This window comes from Methylobacterium mesophilicum (assembly GCF_022179445.1).
Lineage (GTDB): Bacteria > Pseudomonadota > Alphaproteobacteria > Rhizobiales > Beijerinckiaceae > Methylobacterium > Methylobacterium mesophilicum.
In genome coordinates this window covers 36,184-56,712 of the sequence record NZ_BPQU01000022.1, presented here as the reverse complement: position 1 = coordinate 56,712, position 20,529 = coordinate 36,184, and the positions used below count along the sequence as shown (strand labels likewise).

Annotated in this window: 23 protein-coding genes; 13 read left to right on the top strand and 10 right to left on the bottom strand. The window is 71.7% G+C overall.

All coding sequences use genetic code 11. The features are described from left to right. Positions 1–4: 4 nt before the first annotated feature. Together dapA and smpB are read left to right on the top strand one after the other, a co-directional pair. Positions 5–904 (top strand): 4-hydroxy-tetrahydrodipicolinate synthase, encoded by a 900-nt coding sequence (gene dapA / locus MFF40_RS19845; protein WP_147855515.1) that lies wholly within the window; start codon positions 5–7, stop codon positions 902–904. Positions 905–919: 15 nt separating this feature from the next. Continuing rightward, positions 920–1,393: an SsrA-binding protein SmpB gene (smpB, locus tag MFF40_RS19840; RefSeq protein WP_092043114.1), complete on the top strand. Its 474-nt coding sequence runs from the start codon at positions 920–922 to the stop codon at positions 1,391–1,393. 21 nt (positions 1,394–1,414) lie between these two features. Here smpB and MFF40_RS19835 read toward each other — a convergent pair whose 3' ends face one another. Together MFF40_RS19835 and MFF40_RS19830 are read right to left on the bottom strand one after the other, a co-directional pair. Then, complete coding sequence (locus tag MFF40_RS19835; protein WP_238261914.1) at positions 1,415–1,918, bottom strand: type II toxin-antitoxin system YhaV family toxin; 504 nt, start codon at positions 1,916–1,918, stop codon at positions 1,415–1,417. Next, positions 1,915–2,256 carry a type II toxin-antitoxin system PrlF family antitoxin gene (locus tag MFF40_RS19830; protein ID WP_147855513.1) on the bottom strand — a complete coding sequence of 114 codons (342 nt, stop codon included), beginning with the start codon at positions 2,254–2,256 and terminating at the stop codon, positions 1,915–1,917. Before MFF40_RS19830 ends, MFF40_RS19835 begins: the two co-directional genes overlap by 4 nt. A gap of 162 nt (positions 2,257–2,418) precedes the next feature. On the opposite strand from MFF40_RS19830, the gene MFF40_RS19825 reads away from it, so the two are divergent. Next, positions 2,419–2,988, top strand: a complete 570-nt coding sequence (locus MFF40_RS19825) for a peroxiredoxin (RefSeq protein ID WP_147899258.1) — start codon at positions 2,419–2,421, stop codon at positions 2,986–2,988. Positions 2,989–2,991: 3 nt separating this feature from the next. Here the strand turns inward: MFF40_RS19825 and MFF40_RS19820 are convergent, their stop codons facing one another. The 3 genes from MFF40_RS19820 to rpoZ form a co-directional block, all read right to left on the bottom strand. Then, positions 2,992–3,633 (bottom strand): LabA-like NYN domain-containing protein, encoded by a 642-nt coding sequence (locus MFF40_RS19820; protein WP_238261912.1) that lies wholly within the window; start codon positions 3,631–3,633, stop codon positions 2,992–2,994. A 361-nt stretch (positions 3,634–3,994) separates the two neighbouring features. Then, complete coding sequence (locus MFF40_RS19815; protein ID WP_147855516.1) at positions 3,995–6,217, bottom strand: RelA/SpoT family protein; 2,223 nt, start codon at positions 6,215–6,217, stop codon at positions 3,995–3,997. A gap of 243 nt (positions 6,218–6,460) precedes the next feature. Beyond that, positions 6,461–6,871 carry a DNA-directed RNA polymerase subunit omega gene (gene rpoZ / locus MFF40_RS19810; protein WP_147855510.1) on the bottom strand — a complete coding sequence of 137 codons (411 nt, stop codon included), beginning with the start codon at positions 6,869–6,871 and terminating at the stop codon, positions 6,461–6,463. A 315-nt stretch (positions 6,872–7,186) separates the two neighbouring features. Here rpoZ and fabD point away from each other — a divergent pair, with 315 nt between their 5' ends. The 6 genes from fabD (at position 7,187) to MFF40_RS19780 (ending at position 11,745) form a co-directional block, all read left to right on the top strand. Beyond that, positions 7,187–8,128 (top strand): ACP S-malonyltransferase, encoded by a 942-nt coding sequence (gene fabD / locus MFF40_RS19805; RefSeq protein WP_147899483.1) that lies wholly within the window; start codon positions 7,187–7,189, stop codon positions 8,126–8,128. 17 nt (positions 8,129–8,145) lie between these two features. Further along, positions 8,146–8,883 carry a 3-oxoacyl-[acyl-carrier-protein] reductase gene (gene fabG / locus MFF40_RS19800; protein ID WP_147899482.1) on the top strand — a complete coding sequence of 246 codons (738 nt, stop codon included), beginning with the start codon at positions 8,146–8,148 and terminating at the stop codon, positions 8,881–8,883. A 277-nt stretch (positions 8,884–9,160) separates the two neighbouring features. Beyond that, positions 9,161–9,400: an acyl carrier protein gene (locus MFF40_RS19795; RefSeq protein WP_007559070.1), complete on the top strand. Its 240-nt coding sequence runs from the start codon at positions 9,161–9,163 to the stop codon at positions 9,398–9,400. A gap of 187 nt (positions 9,401–9,587) precedes the next feature. Continuing rightward, entirely contained in the window at positions 9,588–10,850 is a 1,263-nt protein-coding gene (gene fabF / locus MFF40_RS19790; RefSeq protein ID WP_147856663.1) for a beta-ketoacyl-ACP synthase II, read from the top strand. A 305-nt stretch (positions 10,851–11,155) separates the two neighbouring features. Beyond that, positions 11,156–11,407 carry a DUF4926 domain-containing protein gene (locus MFF40_RS19785; protein ID WP_147899481.1) on the top strand — a complete coding sequence of 84 codons (252 nt, stop codon included), beginning with the start codon at positions 11,156–11,158 and terminating at the stop codon, positions 11,405–11,407. Next, positions 11,404–11,745, top strand: coding sequence for a DUF6883 domain-containing protein (locus tag MFF40_RS19780; protein WP_238261910.1), 342 nt, complete (start codon positions 11,404–11,406; stop codon positions 11,743–11,745). Before MFF40_RS19785 ends, MFF40_RS19780 begins: the two co-directional genes overlap by 4 nt. A 311-nt stretch (positions 11,746–12,056) precedes the next feature. Here MFF40_RS19780 and MFF40_RS19775 read toward each other — a convergent pair whose 3' ends face one another. The 4 genes from MFF40_RS19775 to MFF40_RS19760 all read right to left on the bottom strand — a co-directional run bounded on the left by MFF40_RS19775 (position 12,057) and on the right by MFF40_RS19760 (position 16,048). Continuing rightward, positions 12,057–12,782 (bottom strand): YidB family protein, encoded by a 726-nt coding sequence (locus MFF40_RS19775; RefSeq protein ID WP_238261909.1) that lies wholly within the window; start codon positions 12,780–12,782, stop codon positions 12,057–12,059. Positions 12,783–12,954: 172 nt separating this feature from the next. After that, positions 12,955–13,125 (bottom strand): hypothetical protein, encoded by a 171-nt coding sequence (locus MFF40_RS19770; protein ID WP_187193645.1) that lies wholly within the window; start codon positions 13,123–13,125, stop codon positions 12,955–12,957. A gap of 98 nt (positions 13,126–13,223) precedes the next feature. Next, positions 13,224–13,493, bottom strand: a complete 270-nt coding sequence (locus MFF40_RS19765) for a hypothetical protein (RefSeq protein WP_147899630.1) — start codon at positions 13,491–13,493, stop codon at positions 13,224–13,226. Positions 13,494–13,954: 461 nt separating this feature from the next. Next, a complete protein-coding gene (locus MFF40_RS19760; RefSeq protein ID WP_283206114.1) occupies positions 13,955–16,048 on the bottom strand; it encodes a hypothetical protein in 2,094 nt (697 codons plus the stop codon). Positions 16,049–16,272: 224 nt separating this feature from the next. Between MFF40_RS19760 and MFF40_RS19755 the strand changes: the two genes are divergently transcribed. From MFF40_RS19755 to MFF40_RS19740, 4 genes are all read left to right on the top strand, one after another. Then, positions 16,273–18,309 (top strand): molybdopterin oxidoreductase family protein, encoded by a 2,037-nt coding sequence (locus tag MFF40_RS19755; protein WP_238261905.1) that lies wholly within the window; start codon positions 16,273–16,275, stop codon positions 18,307–18,309. 111 nt (positions 18,310–18,420) lie between these two features. Beyond that, positions 18,421–19,266: a hypothetical protein gene (locus MFF40_RS19750; protein ID WP_147897383.1), complete on the top strand. Its 846-nt coding sequence runs from the start codon at positions 18,421–18,423 to the stop codon at positions 19,264–19,266. Positions 19,267–19,350: 84 nt separating this feature from the next. After that, positions 19,351–19,617 carry a hypothetical protein gene (locus tag MFF40_RS19745; protein WP_147897382.1) on the top strand — a complete coding sequence of 89 codons (267 nt, stop codon included), beginning with the start codon at positions 19,351–19,353 and terminating at the stop codon, positions 19,615–19,617. A gap of 66 nt (positions 19,618–19,683) precedes the next feature. Next, entirely contained in the window at positions 19,684–20,013 is a 330-nt protein-coding gene (locus MFF40_RS19740) for a hypothetical protein (protein ID WP_147897381.1), read from the top strand. A gap of 37 nt (positions 20,014–20,050) precedes the next feature. Here MFF40_RS19740 and MFF40_RS19735 read toward each other — a convergent pair whose 3' ends face one another. After that, positions 20,051–20,278, bottom strand: a complete 228-nt coding sequence (locus tag MFF40_RS19735) for a hypothetical protein (RefSeq protein WP_147857074.1) — start codon at positions 20,276–20,278, stop codon at positions 20,051–20,053. Between the last annotated feature and the right edge of the window lie 251 nt (positions 20,279–20,529).

Sequence of the window (20,529 nt, the reverse complement as noted above, 5' to 3'; positions counted from 1 at the left end):
TGAGATGACCGAGATGACCGGGAGCCGCCTGCGGGGCTCGCTCACCGCGCTTGTGACGCCGTTCCGCGACGGCGCCTTCGACGAGGCCGCGTTCCGGAACTTCGTGCGCTGGCAGATCGAGCAGGGCAGCCACGGCCTCGTGCCGACCGGCACCACCGGCGAGAGCCCGACCCTCACCCATGCCGAGCACGACCGGGTGGTCGAGTCCTGCATCGACGAGGCCGGCGGGCGCGTCCCCGTGGTGGCGGGCGCGGGCTCCAACTCCACCGCCGAGGCGGTGGCCCGGGCGCGCCACGCCGAGCGCGCCGGCGCCGACGCCGTCCTGGTGGTCACGCCCTACTACAACAAGCCGACGCAAGAGGGTCTCTACGCCCACTTCAAGGCCGTCAACGACGCGGTCGGCATTCCGATCATCATCTACAACATCCCGCCGCGCTCCGTCGTCGACATGAGCGTCGAGACGATGACCCGCCTGTTCGAATTGAAGAACATCGCCGGCGTGAAGGACGCGACCGCCAAGATCGACCGCGTCAGCCAGCAGCGTCAGGCCATGGGGGCGAACTTCCTCCAGCTTTCGGGCGAAGATGCGACGGCGCTCGGCTACAACGCCCAGGGCGGACACGGCTGCATCTCGGTGGTGGCCAACGTCGCGCCGCGCCTCTGCGCCGAACTGCAGGACGCCTCGCTGGCGGGGGACTACGCCAAGGCGCTGGCGCTCCAGGACCGGCTGTTCCCGCTCCAGAGCGGGCTGTTCGCCGAGGCCAACCCGGGCCCGACCAAGTACGCGCTGGCCAAGCTCGGCCACATGACCGAGGACCTGCGCCTGCCGCTGGTGCCGGTCTCGGAGGCGACGCGCCGCATCGTGGACGACGCCCTGCGCCACGCCGGCCTTCTGGAAGGCTGAGGAGAGTCACGAAACATGGCCCCGAAACCGGAGCCCAGTCGGCGCGTCGTCGCCGACAACCGCGCGGCGCGCTTCCACTACACGATCGAGGACACGCTCGAGGCCGGCATCGCCTTGACCGGCACCGAGGTGAAGTCCCTGCGCGGCGGCAAGGCGACCATCGGCGAGGCCTATGCGGGCCCCTCCGGCGGCGACCTGATGCTGTTCAACTGCTACATCCCGGAATACCTGGAGGCGAACCGCTTCAACCACGAGCCCAAGCGTCCGCGCCGGCTGCTGCTGCACCGCCGCCAGATCAACAAGCTGATCGGCGCGACCCAGCGCCAGGGCTACACGGTGGTGCCGCTGAAGATCTACTTCAACGACAAGGGCCGGGCGAAGATCGAGCTGGGGCTGGGCAAGGGCAAGCAGGCCCACGACAAGCGCGAGGCCTCCAAGGAGCGCGACTGGCAGCGCGACCGGGCGCGGCTGCTCCGGGACCGGGGGTAGGGTTTCGGGACGGCGGCCGTTTCAGGTTCGGGGGCGGACGCGTTCGCGGCGGCTCCGCGCCGTCGCGTCGCGCGCTTCCGACAACAGGGTGTTCCAGTCGTCGGGAGGTTTGCCGGAGCGCAGCATCTTCCGGAACACCGCATAGGCATCCGATCGGCTTCCGTAGGCCCGCAGCATCCGATCGTCGTTCACCCAGGCCAGCACGATCACTCTGAGCCCATCCGCGTCCCTGTAGCGAAAGAAGAGCCGGTATTGCTGGAGGAATTTCGCGCGGAACCAGTGCCTGTGCCTGGCGCCAAGCGTGTCGCCCTGGCGGTGCTCGGTTCGGGTCGGATCCTCGGGAATGACCGCGAAAGCGACCTTCAGCACTGCGGCCAGCAGCTTCGCGCTGCGCGTCTTCCGATAGCCGTCGGGATCTTTCGCCTTCGCGTCTTCGACCTGCAAGATCAGGTCCTCCAACTGATCGAGAAACAACGGATGCGCATAGATCGCCCATCCGCTGACGATCAGCGGCGCGCCGCTCACGCCTCATCATCCGGGAGCGCGCTATCGAGATCGACCTCGATCCCATCGACCAGGGCCGCTGCGCGCGCATACAGATCCTGAGAGACCGGCTCGATGGCCTGCGGGCGTGTCTCGATGTCCCGCTCAAGCAGGGCGAGGAACGGGCGGAGCGCAGGATCCTCCGCGGCCTGCGGATCCGCGCCCTTCGCGACGGTAATCGTGCCGTCGGCGAGGGTTCGGAACACGATGGGTCCCGCATTCTTCAGTCCCAGCATCCGCCGAATCGCCGCAGGCACGGTCGTCTGGCCCCGTGCGGTGACCGTGGCTGGAATCTCCAGAATCTCGGCTGCCTTCGCCATCGCACGCACCCCGATTCCCATCCTGGAAATGTAATGCATTTGCATTGCGGATCAATCAATCCCAGCGGTTCACAGTCGCCGGTTTCGGAGATCGTCGCGTGGGATGAGCGATTCGCCTTTGGCCGCCGGCGATCTACTCTGGCGGCAGCAGAGGAGCCGCCCATGACCGATCGTCCCGACAGCCTGCCCGCCGACCTCCCCGCCCCCGTGGATGACGGCGCGGCCGATCACCTGCGCGGGATGAAGCTGCCCGACGTGGCGCTGACCGCCACGGACGGCCGGACCGTCTCGCTGGCGAAGCTCTCCGGCCGCACGGTGGCCTATGCCTATCCCCGCACCGGCACGCCGGGGAAGCCGGCCCTGACGCCGGACTGGGACGCGATTCCCGGCGCCCGGGGCTGCACCCCGCAGGCCTGCGACTTCCGCGACCACCACGCCGCGTTGAGGGAGCGCGGCGTCGCGCAGGTCTTCGGCCTTTCGACCCAGACCGGTGCCGACCAGCGCGAGGCCGCCGAGCGGTTGCGGCTGCCGTTCCCGCTGCTGGCCGACCCGCACCGCGCCTTCGCGATGGCCGCGCGCCTGCCGGTGTTCGAGGCGGGCGGGCAGGTGCTCCTGCGCCGCCTCACCCTGGTGATCGACGACGGCGTGGTCGCGCGGGTGTTCTACCCGGTGTTCCCGCCCGACCGCAGCGCCCGGCAGGTGATCGACTGGCTCGACGGCGGCAGCGCCTGAAGATCAGCCTTCCTCGGCGTCCGGCTGGCGGATGCCGTAGCGGTTCTCGAGGGCCGGGCTCGGGCGGGCTTCGCCGCGGTAGCGGCTGGCGGTCTCGCCGGGGGGCCGGACCGGGCGCTCGCTCGGCTCCCGGCCGATGCGGTTCGACAGGCTCGCCAGATCCACGAACTCGTCGGCCTGCCGGCGCAGCTCGTCCGAGATCATCGCCGGCTGGGTCTGGATGGTGGAGATCACCGTCACCTTGACGCCGCGCCGCTGCATCGCCTCGACCAGCGAGCGGAAGTCGCCGTCGCCGGAGAACAGCACCATGTGGTCGATATGCGGGCTGAGTTCGAGGGCGTCGATCGCCAGCTCGATATCCATGTTGCCCTTGTACTTGCGGCGGCCCATCGAGTCCGTGAACTCCTTCACGGGCTTGGTCACGACGCGGTAGCCGTTGTAGTCGAGCCAATCGATCAGCGGCCGGATCGAGGAATATTCCTGATCCTCGATCATCGCGGTGTAGTAGAACGCGCGCAGCAGGTTGTCGCGAGCCTGAAATTCCTTGAGCAGTTTTTTGTAGTCGATATCGAAGCCGAGGGCCTTGGTGGTCGCGTAGAGGTTCGCGCCGTCGATGAAGAGGGCGCTGCGCTGCGGTGCTGCCATGGATGGGTCGAATCCTGAAGAATACGGGTTGTCGGAAATCGTGTGCTGAAACGGCTGGTCGAGGTCCGGGGCTGAAAACCCGGGGCCGCATCGTCGCGATCGAATACCGAGACGGATTGAAATCCGGGACGCGTAAGCACGGTCCCCTTCCGGGCGACCGTCACCCGGGCGGGCCAACCATTCGGTTGAAACGCAGCTGTGTCAAGTCAATCGCAGGGGATGTGCCTCTTGCGGCGCCGATCGCGCGCGCGCGCGAAGGCGTTCATCGTATCCCGGTGTATACGCCCGCGCCACGACGGCCCTTTACCGAGGTTGGACTGGAAAACCTGAGATCTGCCCCGCGCCGGGGCGTCGGCTGGTCTCAGCCGTTCACCCGTTCGACGCTGTTGACCGGTCGCTTGCCGCGCAGCTCCGCGATGATCGCCGTGAGGTGCTGGAGGTCCCAGACCGACAGGTCGATGGTGATGTCGGTGAAGTCCTGGGTGCGGCGCTTCATCGAGATGTTGTCGATGTTGCCGTCGTGGTCGGCGATCACCTGGGCGATCTGGGCGAACACCCCCGGCTCGTTGATCGACTTCAGCGCCAGGCGGGCCGGGAATCGCTCGCTGCCCGAGGCCTCGGTGTCCCAGCGGACGTCGAGCCAGCGCTCGGGCTCGTTGTCGAAGGCGGCGAGCGCCGCCGACTGGATCGGGTAGACGGTCACGCCGACCCCGGGGGTCAGGATGCCGACGATCCGGTCGCCCGGGACCGCGCCGCCGTTCGGCGCGAAGGTCACCGGCAGGTCGCCGGCCAGGCCCCGGATCGGGATGGCGTCGCTGCGGCCTTCGCTACCCGGGAAGGTCAGCCGCATGGTCTGGTCGGCCGAGCGCACGAGCCGGCCGGCCCCGTTCAGCGCCCCCTGCGAGGAGGGCCGGCGCTCGTCGCGGTGGTCGGGATAGACCGCCCGGACCACGTCGCCGGAAAACATCTCGCCGCGCCCGACGGCGGCGAACACGTCCTCGGTGGTGGCGCGGGCCAGCCGCGGCAGCGCCCCGCGCAGCTTGTCCTCCGAGAAGGTCTTGGCCGCGCGTTCGAACGCCCGGTCGAGGATCTGGCGGCCGAGCCCGGCATATTGCCGGCGCACCGCCGTCCGGGTCGCCCGCCGGATCGCCGCCCGGGCCTTGCCGGTCACCACCAGGGATTCCCAGGCGGCCGGCGGCGAGGCGCCGTCCGACCGGCTGATCTCGACCTCGTCGCCGTTGGCGAGCTCGTGCAGCAGCGGCGCCATGCGGCCGTTGATCTTGGCGCCCACCGCCGAGTTGCCGACGTCGGTGTGCACCGCGTAGGCGAAGTCGATCGGCGTCGCGCCCCGCGGCAGGGCGATCAGCCGGCCCTTCGGGGTGAAGCAGAACACCTGGTCCTGGAACAGCTCCAGCTTCGTGTGCTCCAGGAACTCTTCCGGGCTGTCGCCCTCGGCCAGCAGCTCGATGGTCCGGCGCAGCCACTGGTAGGCGCCGCTCTCGGCGGCCAGCTTCGGGTGGACGCTGCCCGGCTCCCTGGGCACGTCCTTGCCGAGTTCCTTGTAATGGGCGTGCGCCGCGATGCCGTATTCGGCGATGTCGTCCATGGCGCGGCTGCGGATCTGCAGCTCGACGCGCTGGCTCTTGGGCCCGATCACCGTGGTGTGGATCGACCGGTAATCGTTCTGCTTCGGGGTCGAGATGTAGTCCTTGTACCGGCCCGGCACCATCGGCCAGCTGGTATGGACGATCCCGAGCGCCGCGTAGCAATCCTGGACCGTGTCCACGATCACCCGGAAGCCGAAGATGTCGGAGAGCTGCTCGAAGGCGACCGACTTGCGCTCCATCTTCGACCAGATCGAGAACGGCCGCTTCTGCCGGCCGCTGACCTCGGCGGTGATGCCCTGGGCCGACAGCTTCTCGGTCAGCACCTGCGCGATGGTCTCGACCACCCGCTCGGACTTGGCGGTGAGGCGGGCGAGCCGCTGCGTGATGGTGGCGTAGACCTCCGGCTCGATGTTGCGGAAGGCCAGGTCCTCCAACTCCTCGCGCAGCTCCTGCATCCCCATCCGGCCGGCGAGCGGCGCGTAGATGTCCAGGGTCTCCTGGGCGATGCGGTGGCGCTTGTCCTCCCGCATGTGGTGGAGGGTACGCATGTTGTGCAGGCGGTCGGCGAGCTTGACCAGCAGCACGCGCACGTCCGCGGCGACCGCCAGGAGCAGCTTGCGGAAGTTCTCGCCCTGGGCGGCCTGCTTGGAGACCAGGTCGAGCCGCTTGAGCTTGGTCAGCCCGTCGACCAGCGCGCCGATCTCCGGCCCGAACAGCCGGCGGATCTCCTCCAGGGTCGCCTCGGTGTCCTCCACGGTGTCGTGCAGGACCGCGGCCACGATGGTGGCGTCGTCGAGGTGGAGGTCGGTGAGGATCCCGGCGACTTCGAGGGGATGCGCGAAGAACGGGTCGCCGGACGCGCGCTTCTGCGTGCCGTGCGCCTGCATGGCGTACACGTAGGCGCGGTTGAGCAGCGCCTCGTCGGCGGCCGGGTTGTAGCGCTTCACCCGCTCGACGAGTTCGTACTGGCGCATCATCCGCCGGGACGTCGTCGGTTCCTGGGTGGCACGCGGGGTCGGGATCACGGCCGACTCTCCCGCAACGGGCGTGCCGGCGCCAGCCCCCGGCGGGGGAAAAGCGCCGGTTGCGACGGTTTCGCCGTCCGAACGCAAGAACCCGGCGTCTCCGCCGGGTCCGGTCGCGGTCAGGTCGTGATCATCCAGACCCACGTGGTGCGGCTCGCTTTCCGAGGCTTACACGCCCCTACTCGATGCTCGGGCTCACTCGCCCTCGTCGTCGGTCTCGACCGGCGGGGCGAGGTTCTCGAGGCCGCGCAGCAGGTCCTCCTCGCTCATGCGGTCGAACTGGACCGCCCCATCGTCGCTGGAGGATTGCGGGGCCACGGCGGCGGCGGCCGGCGAACTCGACAGCAGCGGCACGGTCTCGGCCTCCGGCTCGTCGACCTCGACGTATTTCTGCATCGAGTGGATCAGCTGTTCCTTGAGGTCGTCGGCCGTGATCGTCTCGTCGCCGATCTCGCGCAGAGCCACGACGGGGTTCTTGTCGCGGTCGCGGTCGATGGTGAGCGGGGCGCCGGCGGCCAGGAGGCGCGCCCGGTGGCTCGCCAGGAGCACCAGCTCGAACCGGTTCTCGACCTTCTCGATGCAGTCTTCGACGGTGACGCGCGCCATGCGGGGCGGCTCCTCAGCTTAAGCGACGGGTGATGTCGGGTGTGGCCGCACTCTACACGGAATGCCGTTGTGCAACAAGCACAGCGGGTTGCGCCCGGCGCGCGTCTGGCGGGCGCGGGGACGGGGGCGTGGCACGGGGGGCGGGACGGGGGCGGCTGCGGGGCTTCGCGGCGGGCAGGGTCCGGGCGGGTGGCGGATTGTGCGACGCATTGTTGACACCCGCTGCCCCGGGTGCGAGTGCGCGCCCCATTCGAGAGTTTCGGCCGACACGGGCGGCGTTCGCGCGCCGCCCGGCGAGAGCGATCAAGACAAGCCATGCGCGCACTCATCTTTCCCGGCCAGGGCAGCCAGGCGGTCGGCATGGCGAAGGCGCTGGCCGACGCGTTCCCGCAGGCGCGGGCCGTGCTCGACGAAGTCGACGACGCCCTGTCCCAGCCGCTCTCCCGGCTGATGTTCGACGGGCCCGTCGAGGACCTGACCCTCACCACCAACGCCCAGCCGGCCCTGATGGCGGCGAGCCTCGCGGTCCTGCGCGTGCTGGAGGCCGAGCGCGGCCTCGACCTCGCCCGGGACGTCGCCTGCGTGGCCGGGCATTCGCTCGGCGAGTACGCGGCGCTCGCGGCCGCCGGCAGCCTGTCGATCGCGGATGCGGCCCGGCTGCTGCGCCTGCGCGGCGAGGCCATGCAGGCGGCGGTGGCGCCGGGCGTGGGCGCGATGGCGGCCCTGATCGGCACCGATGTCGAGGCGGCCCGCGGCATCGCCGAGGCGGCCTCGCTCGAATCGGACGGCGCGGCCTGCGACGTCGCCAACGACAACGGCGGCGGCCAGGTGGTGCTGTCGGGCGACCGGGCGGCCGTGGAGCGCGCCGTCGGCATCGCCACGGAGCGCGGGGTCAAGCGCGCCGTGATGCTCAACGTCTCCGCCCCGTTCCACTGCCGCCTGATGGCGCCCGCCGCCGCCGCGATGGCGCAGGCGCTGTCCGCCGTGACCCTGAACGCCCCCCGGGTGCCGCTCTACGCCAACGTGACCGCGGCCCCGGTCGCGGAGCCGGACGCGATCCGGGCCGCCCTGGTCGAGCAGGTCACCGGCACGGTGCGCTGGCGCGAGAGCGTCGCCGCCATGGCGGCCGCGGGGGCCGACCAGTTCTACGAGCTCGGCGCCGGCAAGGTGCTCACCGGCCTGGTCAAGCGCATCGCGCCCCAGGCCCGCGCCGCGGCCGTCGGCACGCCCGCGGACGTGGCGGCGTTCACGCTCTAGGACAAAGGGAGTCCCGCATGTTCGATCTCACCGGCCGGAAAGCCCTCGTGACCGGCGCCACCGGCGGCCTCGGCCAGGCGATCGCCCGGGGGCTGCACGCCCAGGGCGCCACCGTGGCGCTGTCCGGCACGAGGCCCGCGGCGCTGGAGGCCCTGGCCGCGGAACTCGGCGAGCGGGCGAGTCCGGTGGCGGCCGACCTCTCCGACAAGGACTCGGTGGAGGGCCTGGTGCCGGCGGCCGAGGCGGCGATCGGGCCCCTCGACATCCTGGTCAACAATGCCGGCATCACCCGGGACAACCTGTTCATGCGGATGAAGGACGACGAGTGGGAGCAGGTGCTCGCCGTCAACCTCACCGCGGCCTTCCGGCTCTCGCGCGCGGCGGTGAAGGGCATGATGCGCCGCCGCTCCGGACGGATCGTCAACATCGGCTCGGTGGTGGGCTCGACCGGCAATCCCGGCCAGGGCAACTACGCCGCCGCCAAGGCCGGCCTGGTCGGCATGACCAAGGCGCTCGCCGCCGAGGTCGCCTCGCGCGGGATCACGGTCAACTGCATCGCGCCGGGCTTCATCAGCTCGCCGATGACCGACGCGCTCAACGAGAAGCAGCGCGAGGGCATCCTCGCCCGGGTGCCGGCCGGGCGGCTGGGCGAGGGCGCGGAGGTCGCCGCCGCCTGCATCTACCTGTCGTCCGCGGAAGCGGCCTACGTCACCGGCCACACCCTGCACGTGAACGGCGGCATGGCGATGTTCTAGGCCCGAAGCGATGTCTTAGACACGCGCGGGCCACACCGATGAAGGGATTCTGAACGGCTCTCGCCAGGGCGGGAACCCTGTGCTACCACGCCCCGCAGCCGTACAGGGGGTTGACGGTTCAGCGGGTTTTCAGTCCAAGGCCCCCCGGCGGGGCCCTCCCAGTTCACCTCGAAACACGCGCGATCGACACCGGCTCGCCAACAAGCCCGAAGGGGCGCGGCGCGGCCACGGCACCCCGAGAAGACTGACAGACCAAAAGGACGAGGACGGAAGACCGATGAGCGATATCGCTGAGCGCGTGAAGAAGATCGTCGTCGAGCATCTGGGCGTCGAGCCCGAGAAGGTGGTCGAGAGCGCCAACTTCATCGACGACCTCGGTGCCGACAGCCTCGACACCGTCGAGCTGGTCATGGCCTTCGAGGAAGAATTCAACGTCGAGATCCCGGACGACGCCGCTGAGACCATCCAGACGGTCGGCGACGCGGTGAAGTTCCTGGAAAAGAACTCGGCCGCCTGAGGCGCCGGATTCGGTTTCACGCGGCGCGGGTGAGGCGAAGCAGCCCCCGCGCCGTTCTGCGTTTCGCGGTTCGGTGGCACCGATCCGGCCGCGATCGGTTGTTCGAGATGCGCTCCGGCACCGGGCCGGCGTCGATGGCGGCGGGGGGAGCGCGTCCCAAGACGGTTCTTGAGACGGGACAGGTAGCATGCGGCGGGTGGTGGTCACGGGTCTGGGGATGGTCACGCCGCTCGGCAGCGGGGTGCAGCACACCTGGAGCCGGCTGATCGCGGGCGACAGCGGCGCCGGCCCGATCCGCGGCTTCGAATCCGCCGACCTGCCCTGCCGGGTCGCCGCGCAGGTCCCGTTCGGCGACGGCACCGACGGCACCTTCAACCCCGACGCGGTGATGGAGCCCAAGGAGCAGCGCAAGGTCGATCCGTTCATCGTCTACGCGATGGCGGCGGCCGACGAGGCCCTGAAGGACGCCAACTGGCACCCCAAGAGCCACGAGGACCAGTGCGCCACCGGCGTGCTGATCGGCTCCGGCATCGGCGGCATCGGCGGCATCTACGACGCCGCGATCACCCTCCACGAGAAGGGCCCGCGCCGGATCTCGCCGTTCTTCATCCCGGGCCGGATCATCAACCTCGCCTCCGGCCAGGTCTCGATCGCCTACGGGCTCAAGGGCCCGAACAACGCCGTGGTCACGGCCTGCTCCACCGGCGCCCACGCCATCGGCGACGCGAGCCGCCTGGTGGCGCTCGGCGACGCCGACGTGATGGTGGCGGGCGGGGCCGAATCGCCGGTCAACCGCCTGTCGATCGCCGGCTTCTCGGCCTGCCGGGCGCTGACCACCGGCTTCAACGACACCCCGGAGAAGGCCTCCCGCCCCTACGACCGCGACCGGGACGGCTTCCTCATGGGCGAGGGCGCCGGCATCGTCGTGCTCGAGGAGTACGAGCACGCCAAGGCCCGGGGCGCCAAGATCTACGCCGAGGTGGTCGGCTACGGCCTCTCGGGCGACGCCTACCACATCACCTCCCCGTCCCCGGACGGCGACGGCGCCTTCCGCTGCATGACCGCGGCCGTGAAGCGCGCCGGCATCTCGCCCGCCGAGATCGGCTACATCAATGCCCACGGCACCTCGACGCCCATGGGCGACGAGCTGGAGCTGAAGGCCGTGGAGCGTCTTTTGGGGGATGCCGCCGCCAACGCGACGATGTCCTCCACCAAGAGCTCGGTCGGCCACCTGCTCGGCGCCGCCGGCTCGGTCGAGGCGATCTTTTCGATCCTCGTCCTGCGCGACGGCGTGATCCCGCCGACGCTCAACCTCGACAACCCCTCCGTCCAGACCAAGATCGACCTCGTGCCGTTCGAGGCGAAGCGCAAGCAGGTGGACGTGGTGCTGTCGAACTCGTTTGGGTTTGGTGGGACGAATGCGAGTTTGGTGATGCGGCGGGTCGCCTGACGGCCGAAGCTACTTAGTCTTGCGCGATTAAAAGCAGGGTCGCGGGTCTCAGCTGCGTTTCTGACTGTGCGATCCCAAACCTCAACCTCATCCTGAGGTGCTGCGCAGCAGACTTGAAGGAGGCCTCCAGGGATTGCGTTGCTGGCTGGAGGCCTCCTTCGAGGCCTCTGCTTCGCTTCGGCGCCTCAGGATGAGGCTGCGGGGGGGAAAGACTAGTGACACCGGCTCTCGGGAGACCGATAGTCTTCAGCTTGGTCTTCGGAAACGGTGCTTGCGCAATCCCGGCGCGCGCCTATCATGCTGCCATGACGCTGGAATTCGCCTACCAGTTTCGGCAGGACGCATCGCGGTCGGATCTTCGGGATCTCGACCGGGTTGCATTGATGACGGCTGCGACCAGCGACGATGGCGATGTGCTGGCACCGGGCACGGAGGGAACCATCGTCGGCGTCTATCGCGACGGTGAGGCCTACGTGGTCGAGTTTCCGACACCCGTCGGCGCGCTTGCGACGGTTCGGCCCGGGGACATCAGACTCGTCGAGCGCGCCCCGGTGTGACCGCCGACGTCGAAGCGATCGTCTGGACCGTCGAATGGCCCAAGATCGTCAGCTACCTGCTCAACCCTCTGCATACCGATGGCGCCTCCAAAGCCAAGTATCTGCTGGCCTTCGGCTATGCCGCGGAGGAGCCCGAACGGCTCGCCGGTGATCTGGTGAAACATGCGGTCGATCATTGGCCGGGGCGTGCCGTGGTGCTTCCCCTCGGCTTGCCGCGCCACGTGTTCGAAGGCCCTCTGGAAGCGCCGGATGGACGTGTCATGTCGCTCCGCAGCGTTTGGGAAGTCACCAGCGCTACGCAGGGGCGGTTCCTCACCGCTTACCCTTGGAAGTCCTGACGGGCGATTCGGTCTCCGCTGGAGGAGGACGTCGGCGACGCGCCGAATATGTTTGCTGATCGTCCCAACCTCCCCCTCATCCTGCGGTGCCACAGAGTAGGCCTCGAAGGAGATCTCCAGAGGTCACGGTGATCCCTGGCGGGCTCTTTCTAGGCTGCTGCGCAGCACCGCAGGATGAGGGAGAGATCGGAAAATCCGCTTGTGGCAGTCGGTGATCACTTAAGTTCTTATGCTTCAGGAGATCGAAGCTTTGGGTTGCTTACGACCCACCAAGTCATTCCGGCTTTCCTGCACGCGGGTGACCGCAACCCTCACCACCCCCGACGCTCCTCCGCCCCCGGCACTCGCCCCTGGGGCGTGAGCGCGTGCACCACCTCCGGCAGCGCCTGGGCCAGTTGCGAGAGCAGCGCCTCGCGGTCCATCCCGGTCTGGCTCTGGAGGGTGTCGAGGGTGTCGGGGCCGAGCGCCTGGGCGAGCTGGGCCGGGGCCACCGGGCGGTTGCTGCCGTGGCCGATCCAGGATTCGATCACGTCGCCGAGGCCGCCCTGGCGGAAGCGGTCGACCAGGCCGTCGAGGCCGCCCAGGTCGCCCTGTCCGTCATCCTGTCCGAAACCGCCGCGTGGGGCCGGGGCGGCGCCGGTCCGGGCCGGGCCGGACTCGCCCGGGCCGTCGAGCATGCCGGACAGGTCGGAAAAATCGCCGGGCGGCAGGGACGGGTCGGCGGGGCCGGCCTCCCGGCGCTGGCCGGACTGGTCCCAGCCGCCGATATCGCCCGGGTCGCCGCGTCCGCCGGCATCGGCGGGGTGCTGGCCCGGATCGCGCCCGTAGGGGCCGGCGCCGCCGGACCGGTCGGCCTCGGGCCCCGGCTCACCTTGATGGCCGCGCCCGAAGATGTCGCCGAAGCCGCCGCTGGCGCCCTTGGCGAGCAGCAGCATCAGCAGGGCCTTCACCAGGGGCGACATCCCCCCGGCCCCCTGCTTCTGGCCGCCGAACACCTGACCGAGCACGCCGCCGATCGCCGATTCGAGCAAACCCATAAGCGTCCCTCCGGGGCGGGGTCCGCCCGGGCTGACAACGGCGTCGGAGGGGTGGGGGTTGCAGGCCGGAGCGGATGTTGCGCCGGCCCACCCTCCCCCCTCTGCGGGGGGAGGGAGCGCGCGCGTCGTCGGCGGGGCGAACCTTCTTTGGAACGCCGCCCCTCGTCGAGCCTCAGCGGGCCAGCGAGGCCTGGGCGGTGCTGGCGTTCGTCGGCTCGACCAGCGGGACCGTGGCGGCCGAGAGCGCCAGGGCGGCCAGGAACAGGCCGGTGGCGGCGGCGCCGGCCCGGGGGCGCGGCAGACGGAGGGCGTAGCGTCGGGCGGAGCGCGTCAGGTTCGGCATCGGATCGCCTCTTCCGGTTGTAGGCCCTCAGGGCCATTCTCGCAGAAGCAACGTCGTCGGGGGGCGGACCGGTTCCCGTGCCGTTCGACGCCGCGGCCTCAGGACCGCGCGGCCAGGCGGCGGCCGAGGGCGCCGAGCGCGCAGCCGGCGAGGTAGGGCGGCAGCATCAGGGCGGCGCCCTCCAGCCACAGGCCGGGCAGGCCCGGCACGATCCCGGCGAGCGCGATCCCCGCCAGCAGCACGGCCAGCCCGCACAGGGCGAGCGGCACGCCCGGCCGGGCCGGCCAGCCCGCGAGCGCTCCGACCAGCAGGCCGAGCGCGGCCGCCCCGGCGAGTCCGGGCCAGAAGCCGGCGATCAGCAGCGTCACGGCCGTCCGGCCTTCCCGGCGCTCCGGCAGGGCCGCCCGCCCCGCTCCCTCATCCGGAGAGGCCCTGAGGCCCTCGATCGATCGCCCTTCGGTCTCCCGGGCGCCGAACGCGCTTGCGCCTCGGGACAGGGCGCCCGTCGCGTTCCGTCATCGACCTCGGCCCCAAACCTGCGGGAGACGTCCCACCGCGGCTCGCGCGGCGGGATGGCCCTTCCGAGAAACGCGGCCTCGTCATCGCCTGCCCCGCGCGATGAATCGAGCAGCTCACAGCCCCCCACGGGCCGCCGCGCCGCGGCCGCCTCGCAGGAGGCCCCCGAATGCCGCGGCGATCCCCGGCGCCCGCCTTCGAGGCCGCCTCGCGGCATCTCAGAATGACGGATCGGGTCGGGATATGGGTCGGTCACGAACGTCATGCGGCGGCGATCATAGGCGCAAACCGGGGCGGGCGCGCGGTCCTTCCCTCACGGCAGCAGCGCGAGGATGACGGGGCCGGCCGGCGCATCCGGCCCGGCGCCGACCTGGTCCGGCCGGACCCCGGCCTGGAGCAGATACTCGATCACGGCCTGGGCGCGCAGGCGCGGCAGGTCGAGGGGCGGGTCGTCCGTAGCCTCCTTGGGCGGTTGTTTTGCTGTTTTCTGAGACGATGCGGGCTTGGACGCGGCCGACTTGCCATCCGAAGTCTTGCCATCCGAACTCTTGGCATCCGAACTCTTGGCATCCGTCTTCTTGCCATCCGTCTTCTTGGCGGCCTCGGGGTTCTTCGGGGCCGCGTGGGTCTCGGCCTGCGCCTTCGGGGCGGGCTTCGCCGGCTCCTTCGGCGCATCCTTGACCGCACCGGTCGCCGCCGGCTGGGCGGCCATCGGGGTCGGCGGGGTCTCGGTGGGTGCGGCGCCCTCCCCGGCGCCCTCCCCCGCCCCAGCCCCCTGGGCCGGTTTCGCCTTGGCCGGGTCGGCCGGCGCCGAGACCGCGATGCGCAGGGCCGGGCAGGCCTTGGCCAGGACCGCCAGGGCGTCGAGCACCGGGTAGAAGGTCGGCCCGAGGGTCGCGCCGCCGGCCGGGAAGCGCAGGGACGCCCCGGCGATCGTCGCGCCCGCCTCCGCCCGGCAGGCGGCCGGGTCGCGGGTCTCGGCGGGCTGGCGGGCCGTGACGGCGGCCTGCCCGGTCCAGCCGGGGGGCAGCGCCTCGGCCAGGCGCTCCGGCGTCCGAGACGCGGCTTCGCGGTAGAGGCTCTCGCCGGTGAGCGTCAGCGCCCGGTCCGAGACGGCCACCTCCCCGGCCGCGAGGTTGGCCACCAGGGGGGCGGCCGCCGCCAGCGCGGCGCCGAGGTCCGGCGGGGCGCCGTCGGCGAGCCGCGTCCGGTCGATCACCGGCTCGCGGAACAGGCGCGGGCGCAGGGCCGCCAGCACCCGCTCCCGGGTGGCGTCGTCGGGCAGGTGGCCGGTGAGCGTGACCGCCTCCGGGGTCCGGCGGATCGCGACCCGGTAGGGCGAGAGCGGCCGCGCCGCCAGCGTCACCGGGCCGGGCTTCACGCCGGCCGGCCGGGCCTCGCGCATCAGCGCGGCGGCGTCGGGGATCGCCTGGGCGTCGATCGCGTCGCCGGTGACCGAGATGGAATCCTCCGCGAAGGCGACGGTGCCGGACTGGATCAGCTCGGCCAGCCGGAACGCGAAGCCGATCAGGGTCTTCGGGTCGATCGCCGGGTCGAGCCCCCGGGCGGTGAGCAGCCGGTCCTGCACGCTGCCCCCCGGCACCGCCTCGGCGGCCGCCCGCAGGGCCGCCGCCCGGTCCGCCGCGGAGGGCGCGAACCCGTCGAGCACGATCCCCCGGGCCGACTTCGCCACCGAGAACCGGAACTGCGCCACCGCGGGCGGCACGATCTCGATCCGCCCGACGCTGAAACCCGCCGGCGGGTTCGCCAGGGCCGTCCGCAGCGCCTCGTAGGCCGGCACGTCCAGGGCCTCGCCGGACAGGCTGAGCACCGTGTCGCTGAGCGCGGCCCGGCCACCCTTGGCGAGCCCGGACAGCCGCGCCGCCAGGAACGCCGCCGCGCCGGCGAAGTCCGGGGGCGCCCCCCGCGCCGCCCGGGCGGTGTCGTCGAGATAGGTGCCGGGCGCCAGCGCCCCGGTGATCCGCGCCTCCAGGGCCCGCCGTCCGATCTCCGCCGGGCGGCTGCCCTCCAGCGCGACCCGGGCCGAGCCGGTGCGGATCGCCGCCCACAGGAACGGCGCGGCGGTCTCCACCAGCCCGACCTCCGAGACGATCCGCCGGGGCCCGTCCAGGGCGGCGAGCCGGGCCAGCACGGTCTCGCGCTCGCCGACATCCGGCGCCTCGCCCTCCGCCGCCAGGTCGCGTCCGCGCGCCTCCAGCCGCAGCCAGGGCTCGCCGGTGGCCGTGGCGGTGCCGGACGCGACCTGCGCCCCCGCCGCCTCGAGGGCGTCGGCGATCTGCGGGGTCGCGAACAGCGTCGCGCCGGCCCAGATCAGCGCGAGCGCGGGCAGGCCGGCGAGCCAGCCGGCGCGGCGCAAGCCTTGAGCGAACTCTTCGGGCAACGGCACAATCGTGGGTTAAAGCGGATCCGGGCTGCGAGACCATACCGGCAATCCGGCAGGATGAAGGCCGTTCCTGCGAAGGACCGGGCCGGATTCTTCGACGGACGGCGGGGAAGCCGCGGGGACGGATCGCAGACTGCGCGTGGCCTTCGCGTGCGGCCGCCTCAAAAAAGCACGGCGCTTGCATCATCCCGGCCATCACCGCGAGACACCACCACGGAGTGCGTCGCTTGGCCCGGACCGTCTGCCCGCACGATTGCCCTTCGGCCTGCAGCCTGGACGTGCAGGTGGCGGAGGGCCGCGTCGTCTCGGTGAAGGGGGGCGACAACCCCTACACCGCCGGGGTGATCTGCGCGAAGGTCAGCCGCTACGGCGAGCGGGTCCACCACCCGGACCGGATCCTCCAGCCGCTGGAACGGGTCGGCGCCAAGGGCGGCGGCCGGTGGCGGCCGATCTCCTGGGACGCGGCCCTCGACCGGCTGGCCGCGGCCTTCCGCGAGACCGCCGGGCGCCACGGCCCGGAGGCGGTCTGGCCGTACAATTCCGGCGGCACGATGGGCCTCGTCCAGCGCGACGGCATCCACCGGTTGACCCACGTGATGGGCTATTCCCGGCGCAAACGCACCATCTGCACCGCCATCGCCATCGCCGGCTGGAGCGCCGGTGTCGGCCGCATCGCGGGTCCGGACCCGCGGGAGATGGCGCTCTCCGACCTGATCGTGGTCTGGGGCGGCAACCCGGTGAGCACCCAGGTCAACGCGATGAGCCACATCAGCCGGGCCCGCAAGACGCGCGGCGCCAAGCTGGTGGTGATCGACCCCTACCGCACCGGCACCGCCGCGGCGGCCGACCTCCACCTCGCCCCCCGGCCCGGTACCGACGGGGCGCTGGCCTGCGCGGTGCTCCACGTGCTGTTCCGCGATGGCCACGCCGACCGGGCCTACCTGGCGGCCCATGCCGAGGATACGGCGGCGCTGGAGGCGCATCTCGCCACGCGCGACCCGGCCTGGGCGGCCGCGATCACCGGCCTCACGGTCGCCGAGATCGAGGCCTTCGCGGCGCTCTACGGTTCGACGCCGCGCAGCTACATCCGCTGCGGCTTCGGCTTCACCCGGACGCATAACGGCGCGGTCAACCTGCACGCGGTGACCTGCCTGCCCACCGTGACCGGCGCCTGGCAGCACGAGGGCGGCGGCGCGCTCTGGCAGAACGCCGCGATCTTCAACTGGGACAAGACCCTGACCGAGGGCCTCGACGCCAAGGCCCCGGGGGTGCGCGACCTCGACATGAGCCGGATCGGCGCGATCCTGGCCGACGATGCGGACGCCCTGCAGGGCGGCCCGCCGGTGCGCGCGATGCTGATCCAGTCGGCGAACCCTGCGGCCTCGGCCCCCGACAGCAACCGGGTGCGCGCCGGGCTGCTGCGCCCGGACGTGTTCGTGGCCGTGCACGAGCAGTTCATGACCGAGACGGCGGCGCTCGCCGACCTCGTGCTGCCGGCCACCACCTTCCTGGAGCACGACGACATCTACGGGGCCGGCGGGCACAGCCACATCCAATCCGGGCCGGCGCTCCTGCCGCCGCCGGGGGAATGCCGCTCCAACCACGACCTGATCGCCGCCCTCGCCGGCCGGCTGGGGGCCGAACACCCGGGCTTCGACCTGAACGCCCGGGATCTCGCCGACGCGACCCTGGCCCGCTCCGGCTGGGGCGGCCTCGACCGGCTGGAGCGGGAGCGCTGGATCGACGCGCAGCCGGACTTCACCGAGAGCCACTTCCTCACCGGCTTCGGCCACCCGGACGGGCGCTTCCGGTTCGGGCCGGACTGGTCGGCGCTCGGTCCGCGCGCCGCCGGCATGCCGGCCCTGCCCGACCATTGGGCGGTGTCGGAGCCGGCCGACGCCGAGCGCCCGTTCCGGATGGTGGCGCCGCCGGCCCGCCAGTTCCTCAACACGACCTTCTCCAACAGCCCCGAATCGATCCGGCGCGAGGGCCGCCCGACCTGCCTGCTCCATCCGGCGGACGGCGCCCGCCTCGGGATCGCCACCGGGGACGCGGTGGAGATCGGCAACACCCGCGGCCAAGTGCGGCTGCACGCCCGCCTCGCGGAGGGGCAGCCGCCCGGGATCGTGGTGGTCGAGAGCCTGTGGCCGGCGGCCTCGTTCTCGGGCGGGCGCGGCATCAACGCGCTGATCGGCGACACGCCGGCCGCCCCCAACGACGGCGCCACGTTCCACGACACCGCGGTGTGGGTGCGGGCGGCCTGATCACGGACCCGGCGCGGGGCGTTCGATCCGGGACGTGCGAGGAGACCGTCGGAACCCGTCCGAATCGGTTGTGTTGGCCCCGGACACACCGTCTCGTGGAATCCGACAGCCATGCGGGTCATCCTCGCCGCCGCCCTGCTGGTCCCGTTCGCCGCTCCGGCCTGGGCCCAGAACCTGTCCGCCACCGCGACGGTCCCCGCGGCGGCCTCCCTGGAGCCGCTGACGGCGATCGCCAACCCGGGGCAGCTCAGCCTCGGCGGCGGCTCCACCTCCGGTCCGTTCCCGACCCTCTCGGCGCAGGGCGGCGGCCTCGTGAATGCCGGACAGCTGAGCTTCGGCGGCGGCGGTTCCGGGGGCGGCAGCATCGCGCCGCCGACCGGCGCCACCAGCGCCGGCACGGCCCGGCTCAGCCTCTCGGGATCCGGATCGACCGGTGGCGCCGGCGTCACCGGAACGCCGTCCCGGTCGAGCGGAACCGGGAGCACGATCGGCGCGACCGGCACGCGCAACGGCTTCAACACGTCGACGCGTTCGGCGATCGGGTCGATCTCGGGCAACGCGCTCTCGAATTTCGGGACGGGGGGATTCGGCGGCGGCTCCGCCGTCGGCACGAGCCTGAACACCGACGCGACCTCGGCCTCGGCGGTGGCCTCCGGGGCCGGCGGATTCGGGGCCGGAGCCGGGATCGGCGCCAGCTCGACGGGGCTGGCCGTCGTCGACCCGGCCGCGACCGCGGCGTCCACCACCGCCACCGGGGGCGGCGCGTTCGGTGGCGCCGGCATCGCGGGCGCTGCGAACGCGGCGCCGGTCCAGGGCCTCGACGGGACCGACACCGTGGCCCGTGGCGGCGGCGGAGCGGTCGGCGGCGCCGGCATCGCGGCCGGGACCGGCCAGACCGATACGGCCTGCAACGGACCGCTCGCGGTGGCCTGCCTCGGCGGCGCGAACGCGTTCTGACGCCGCGGCGCGGACGGGCGGAACCCCCGCGGAAGCGCTGCCGTTGCTTGAAGTCCGGCACCTCGGCCGGGAAGGGAGGCGACGATGCAAGAGGTCAGGAGAGCCGTTATGCGGGGCCGCGTTTCGTGTGCGGCCATTCTCGTCGTGGGGCTGTCGAGCGCGGCGCTGGCACGCGATGCCGCGTCCGCGACCCCGGGTGCCAAGGGCCGGACCGGCGCCCTCCACGGCATCGGGTTCAACGCCTCTAAATTCGGCTCCGATATCCGTACCTCTAAAGACCAGCCCTATACGTGGCCGGTGAGTGACCGATATCATCCGGTCTCCAAGCCGTTCTACGGCCGGGCTTACTGAGATTCACCCGACCGGCGCGCCCTGGCGTGCCGGTCATCGTCCTGCGGGAGAAGCGGAGAGAGCGTCATGCCGGTGCGGTCTCGGCTGATCCTGATCGCCCTGGTCTGCGCGCCCGTCGCCGCGCGGGCGGGCGAATTCGCGCCGACGGCGCCCGCGCAGGGGATGATGATGCCCCTTCCGGATCCCGGCATGGCAAACAGCGCGCCGAGCCAGGCTCCACCGGCCGATGCGGGCACCCCGGCGCCGGCGCAACCCGCGACCGCCGACCCGGCCGGCGGCCGCAGACGGTTTCAGGCGCTCGGCAGCGGCTTTCCCGCGACGGATGGACCGTTGCCGAACCAGCGGACCGGTCCCCGCCGGGCCCATGTGGTGCACGACATCTGCATCGGGTGCTGAGCGGGTCCGCTCACCGTCCGCCAGCTGACGCCCGGCATCATTGCAGGGCGCTTGATCGGGTGTTGGCGCGGATCCAGCCCGGTGAGAGCACGTCGCCCTCCTCGGTGATGATCCAGGGCTGTGCGTCCCCCACGGCGATCGCCTCGGCCGCCGCCGCAAGCGCCTCACGCAGGGTCGCGTAGGGGCGCCCTTCGGCGGACCGCCCGAGCGAGCGGTTCGGCCACACGGTCAACTCGGCACGCTTGTCGAGGTCTGCGGGCGTCATGGGCGCGCTCCGGATGACGTCAGAATTGAACCCTGTCTAACCGGCTCATGTGACGTGAGCCTGGCGTTCGTGTTGCCGATTCGTGTCGCGAACGCTGCGCGGTCCGCCCGCCGCCGCGATCCGAGCGACGCGGCGCCCTGGCCGGCCCATCATGGTCCGGAGCATCCGGCTCCGAACCGACGCAGCGTCAGGAGATGTCGCGCGTCTCCGACCGCGCACAAGGGGGAGACTCCAAAGAGTGGGAGAACTTT

Coding starts and splice junctions, on each gene's coding strand:
- MFF40_RS19750 (WP_147897383.1), top strand. CDS start 18,421: ATGCGGGTCATCCTCGCCGCCGCCCTGCTGGTCCCGTTCGCCGCTCCG.
- fabD (WP_147899483.1), top strand. CDS start 7,187: ATGCGCGCACTCATCTTTCCCGGCCAGGGCAGCCAGGCGGTCGGCATG.
- MFF40_RS19815 (WP_147855516.1), bottom strand. CDS start 6,217: ATGATGCGCCAGTACGAACTCGTCGAGCGGGTGAAGCGCTACAACCCG.
- MFF40_RS19735 (WP_147857074.1), bottom strand. CDS start 20,278: ATGACGCCCGCAGACCTCGACAAGCGTGCCGAGTTGACCGTGTGGCCG.
- MFF40_RS19820 (WP_238261912.1), bottom strand. CDS start 3,633: ATGGCAGCACCGCAGCGCAGCGCCCTCTTCATCGACGGCGCGAACCTC.
- MFF40_RS19785 (WP_147899481.1), top strand. CDS start 11,156: ATGACGCTGGAATTCGCCTACCAGTTTCGGCAGGACGCATCGCGGTCG.
- fabG (WP_147899482.1), top strand. CDS start 8,146: ATGTTCGATCTCACCGGCCGGAAAGCCCTCGTGACCGGCGCCACCGGC.
- MFF40_RS19740 (WP_147897381.1), top strand. CDS start 19,684: ATGCCGGTGCGGTCTCGGCTGATCCTGATCGCCCTGGTCTGCGCGCCC.
- dapA (WP_147855515.1), top strand. CDS start 5: ATGACCGAGATGACCGGGAGCCGCCTGCGGGGCTCGCTCACCGCGCTT.
- MFF40_RS19745 (WP_147897382.1), top strand. CDS start 19,351: ATGCAAGAGGTCAGGAGAGCCGTTATGCGGGGCCGCGTTTCGTGTGCG.
- fabF (WP_147856663.1), top strand. CDS start 9,588: ATGCGGCGGGTGGTGGTCACGGGTCTGGGGATGGTCACGCCGCTCGGC.
- rpoZ (WP_147855510.1), bottom strand. CDS start 6,871: ATGGCGCGCGTCACCGTCGAAGACTGCATCGAGAAGGTCGAGAACCGG.
- MFF40_RS19775 (WP_238261909.1), bottom strand. CDS start 12,782: ATGGGTTTGCTCGAATCGGCGATCGGCGGCGTGCTCGGTCAGGTGTTC.
- MFF40_RS19830 (WP_147855513.1), bottom strand. CDS start 2,256: ATGGCGAAGGCAGCCGAGATTCTGGAGATTCCAGCCACGGTCACCGCA.
- MFF40_RS19825 (WP_147899258.1), top strand. CDS start 2,419: ATGACCGATCGTCCCGACAGCCTGCCCGCCGACCTCCCCGCCCCCGTG.
- MFF40_RS19795 (WP_007559070.1), top strand. CDS start 9,161: ATGAGCGATATCGCTGAGCGCGTGAAGAAGATCGTCGTCGAGCATCTG.
- MFF40_RS19770 (WP_187193645.1), bottom strand. CDS start 13,125: ATGCCGAACCTGACGCGCTCCGCCCGACGCTACGCCCTCCGTCTGCCG.
- smpB (WP_092043114.1), top strand. CDS start 920: ATGGCCCCGAAACCGGAGCCCAGTCGGCGCGTCGTCGCCGACAACCGC.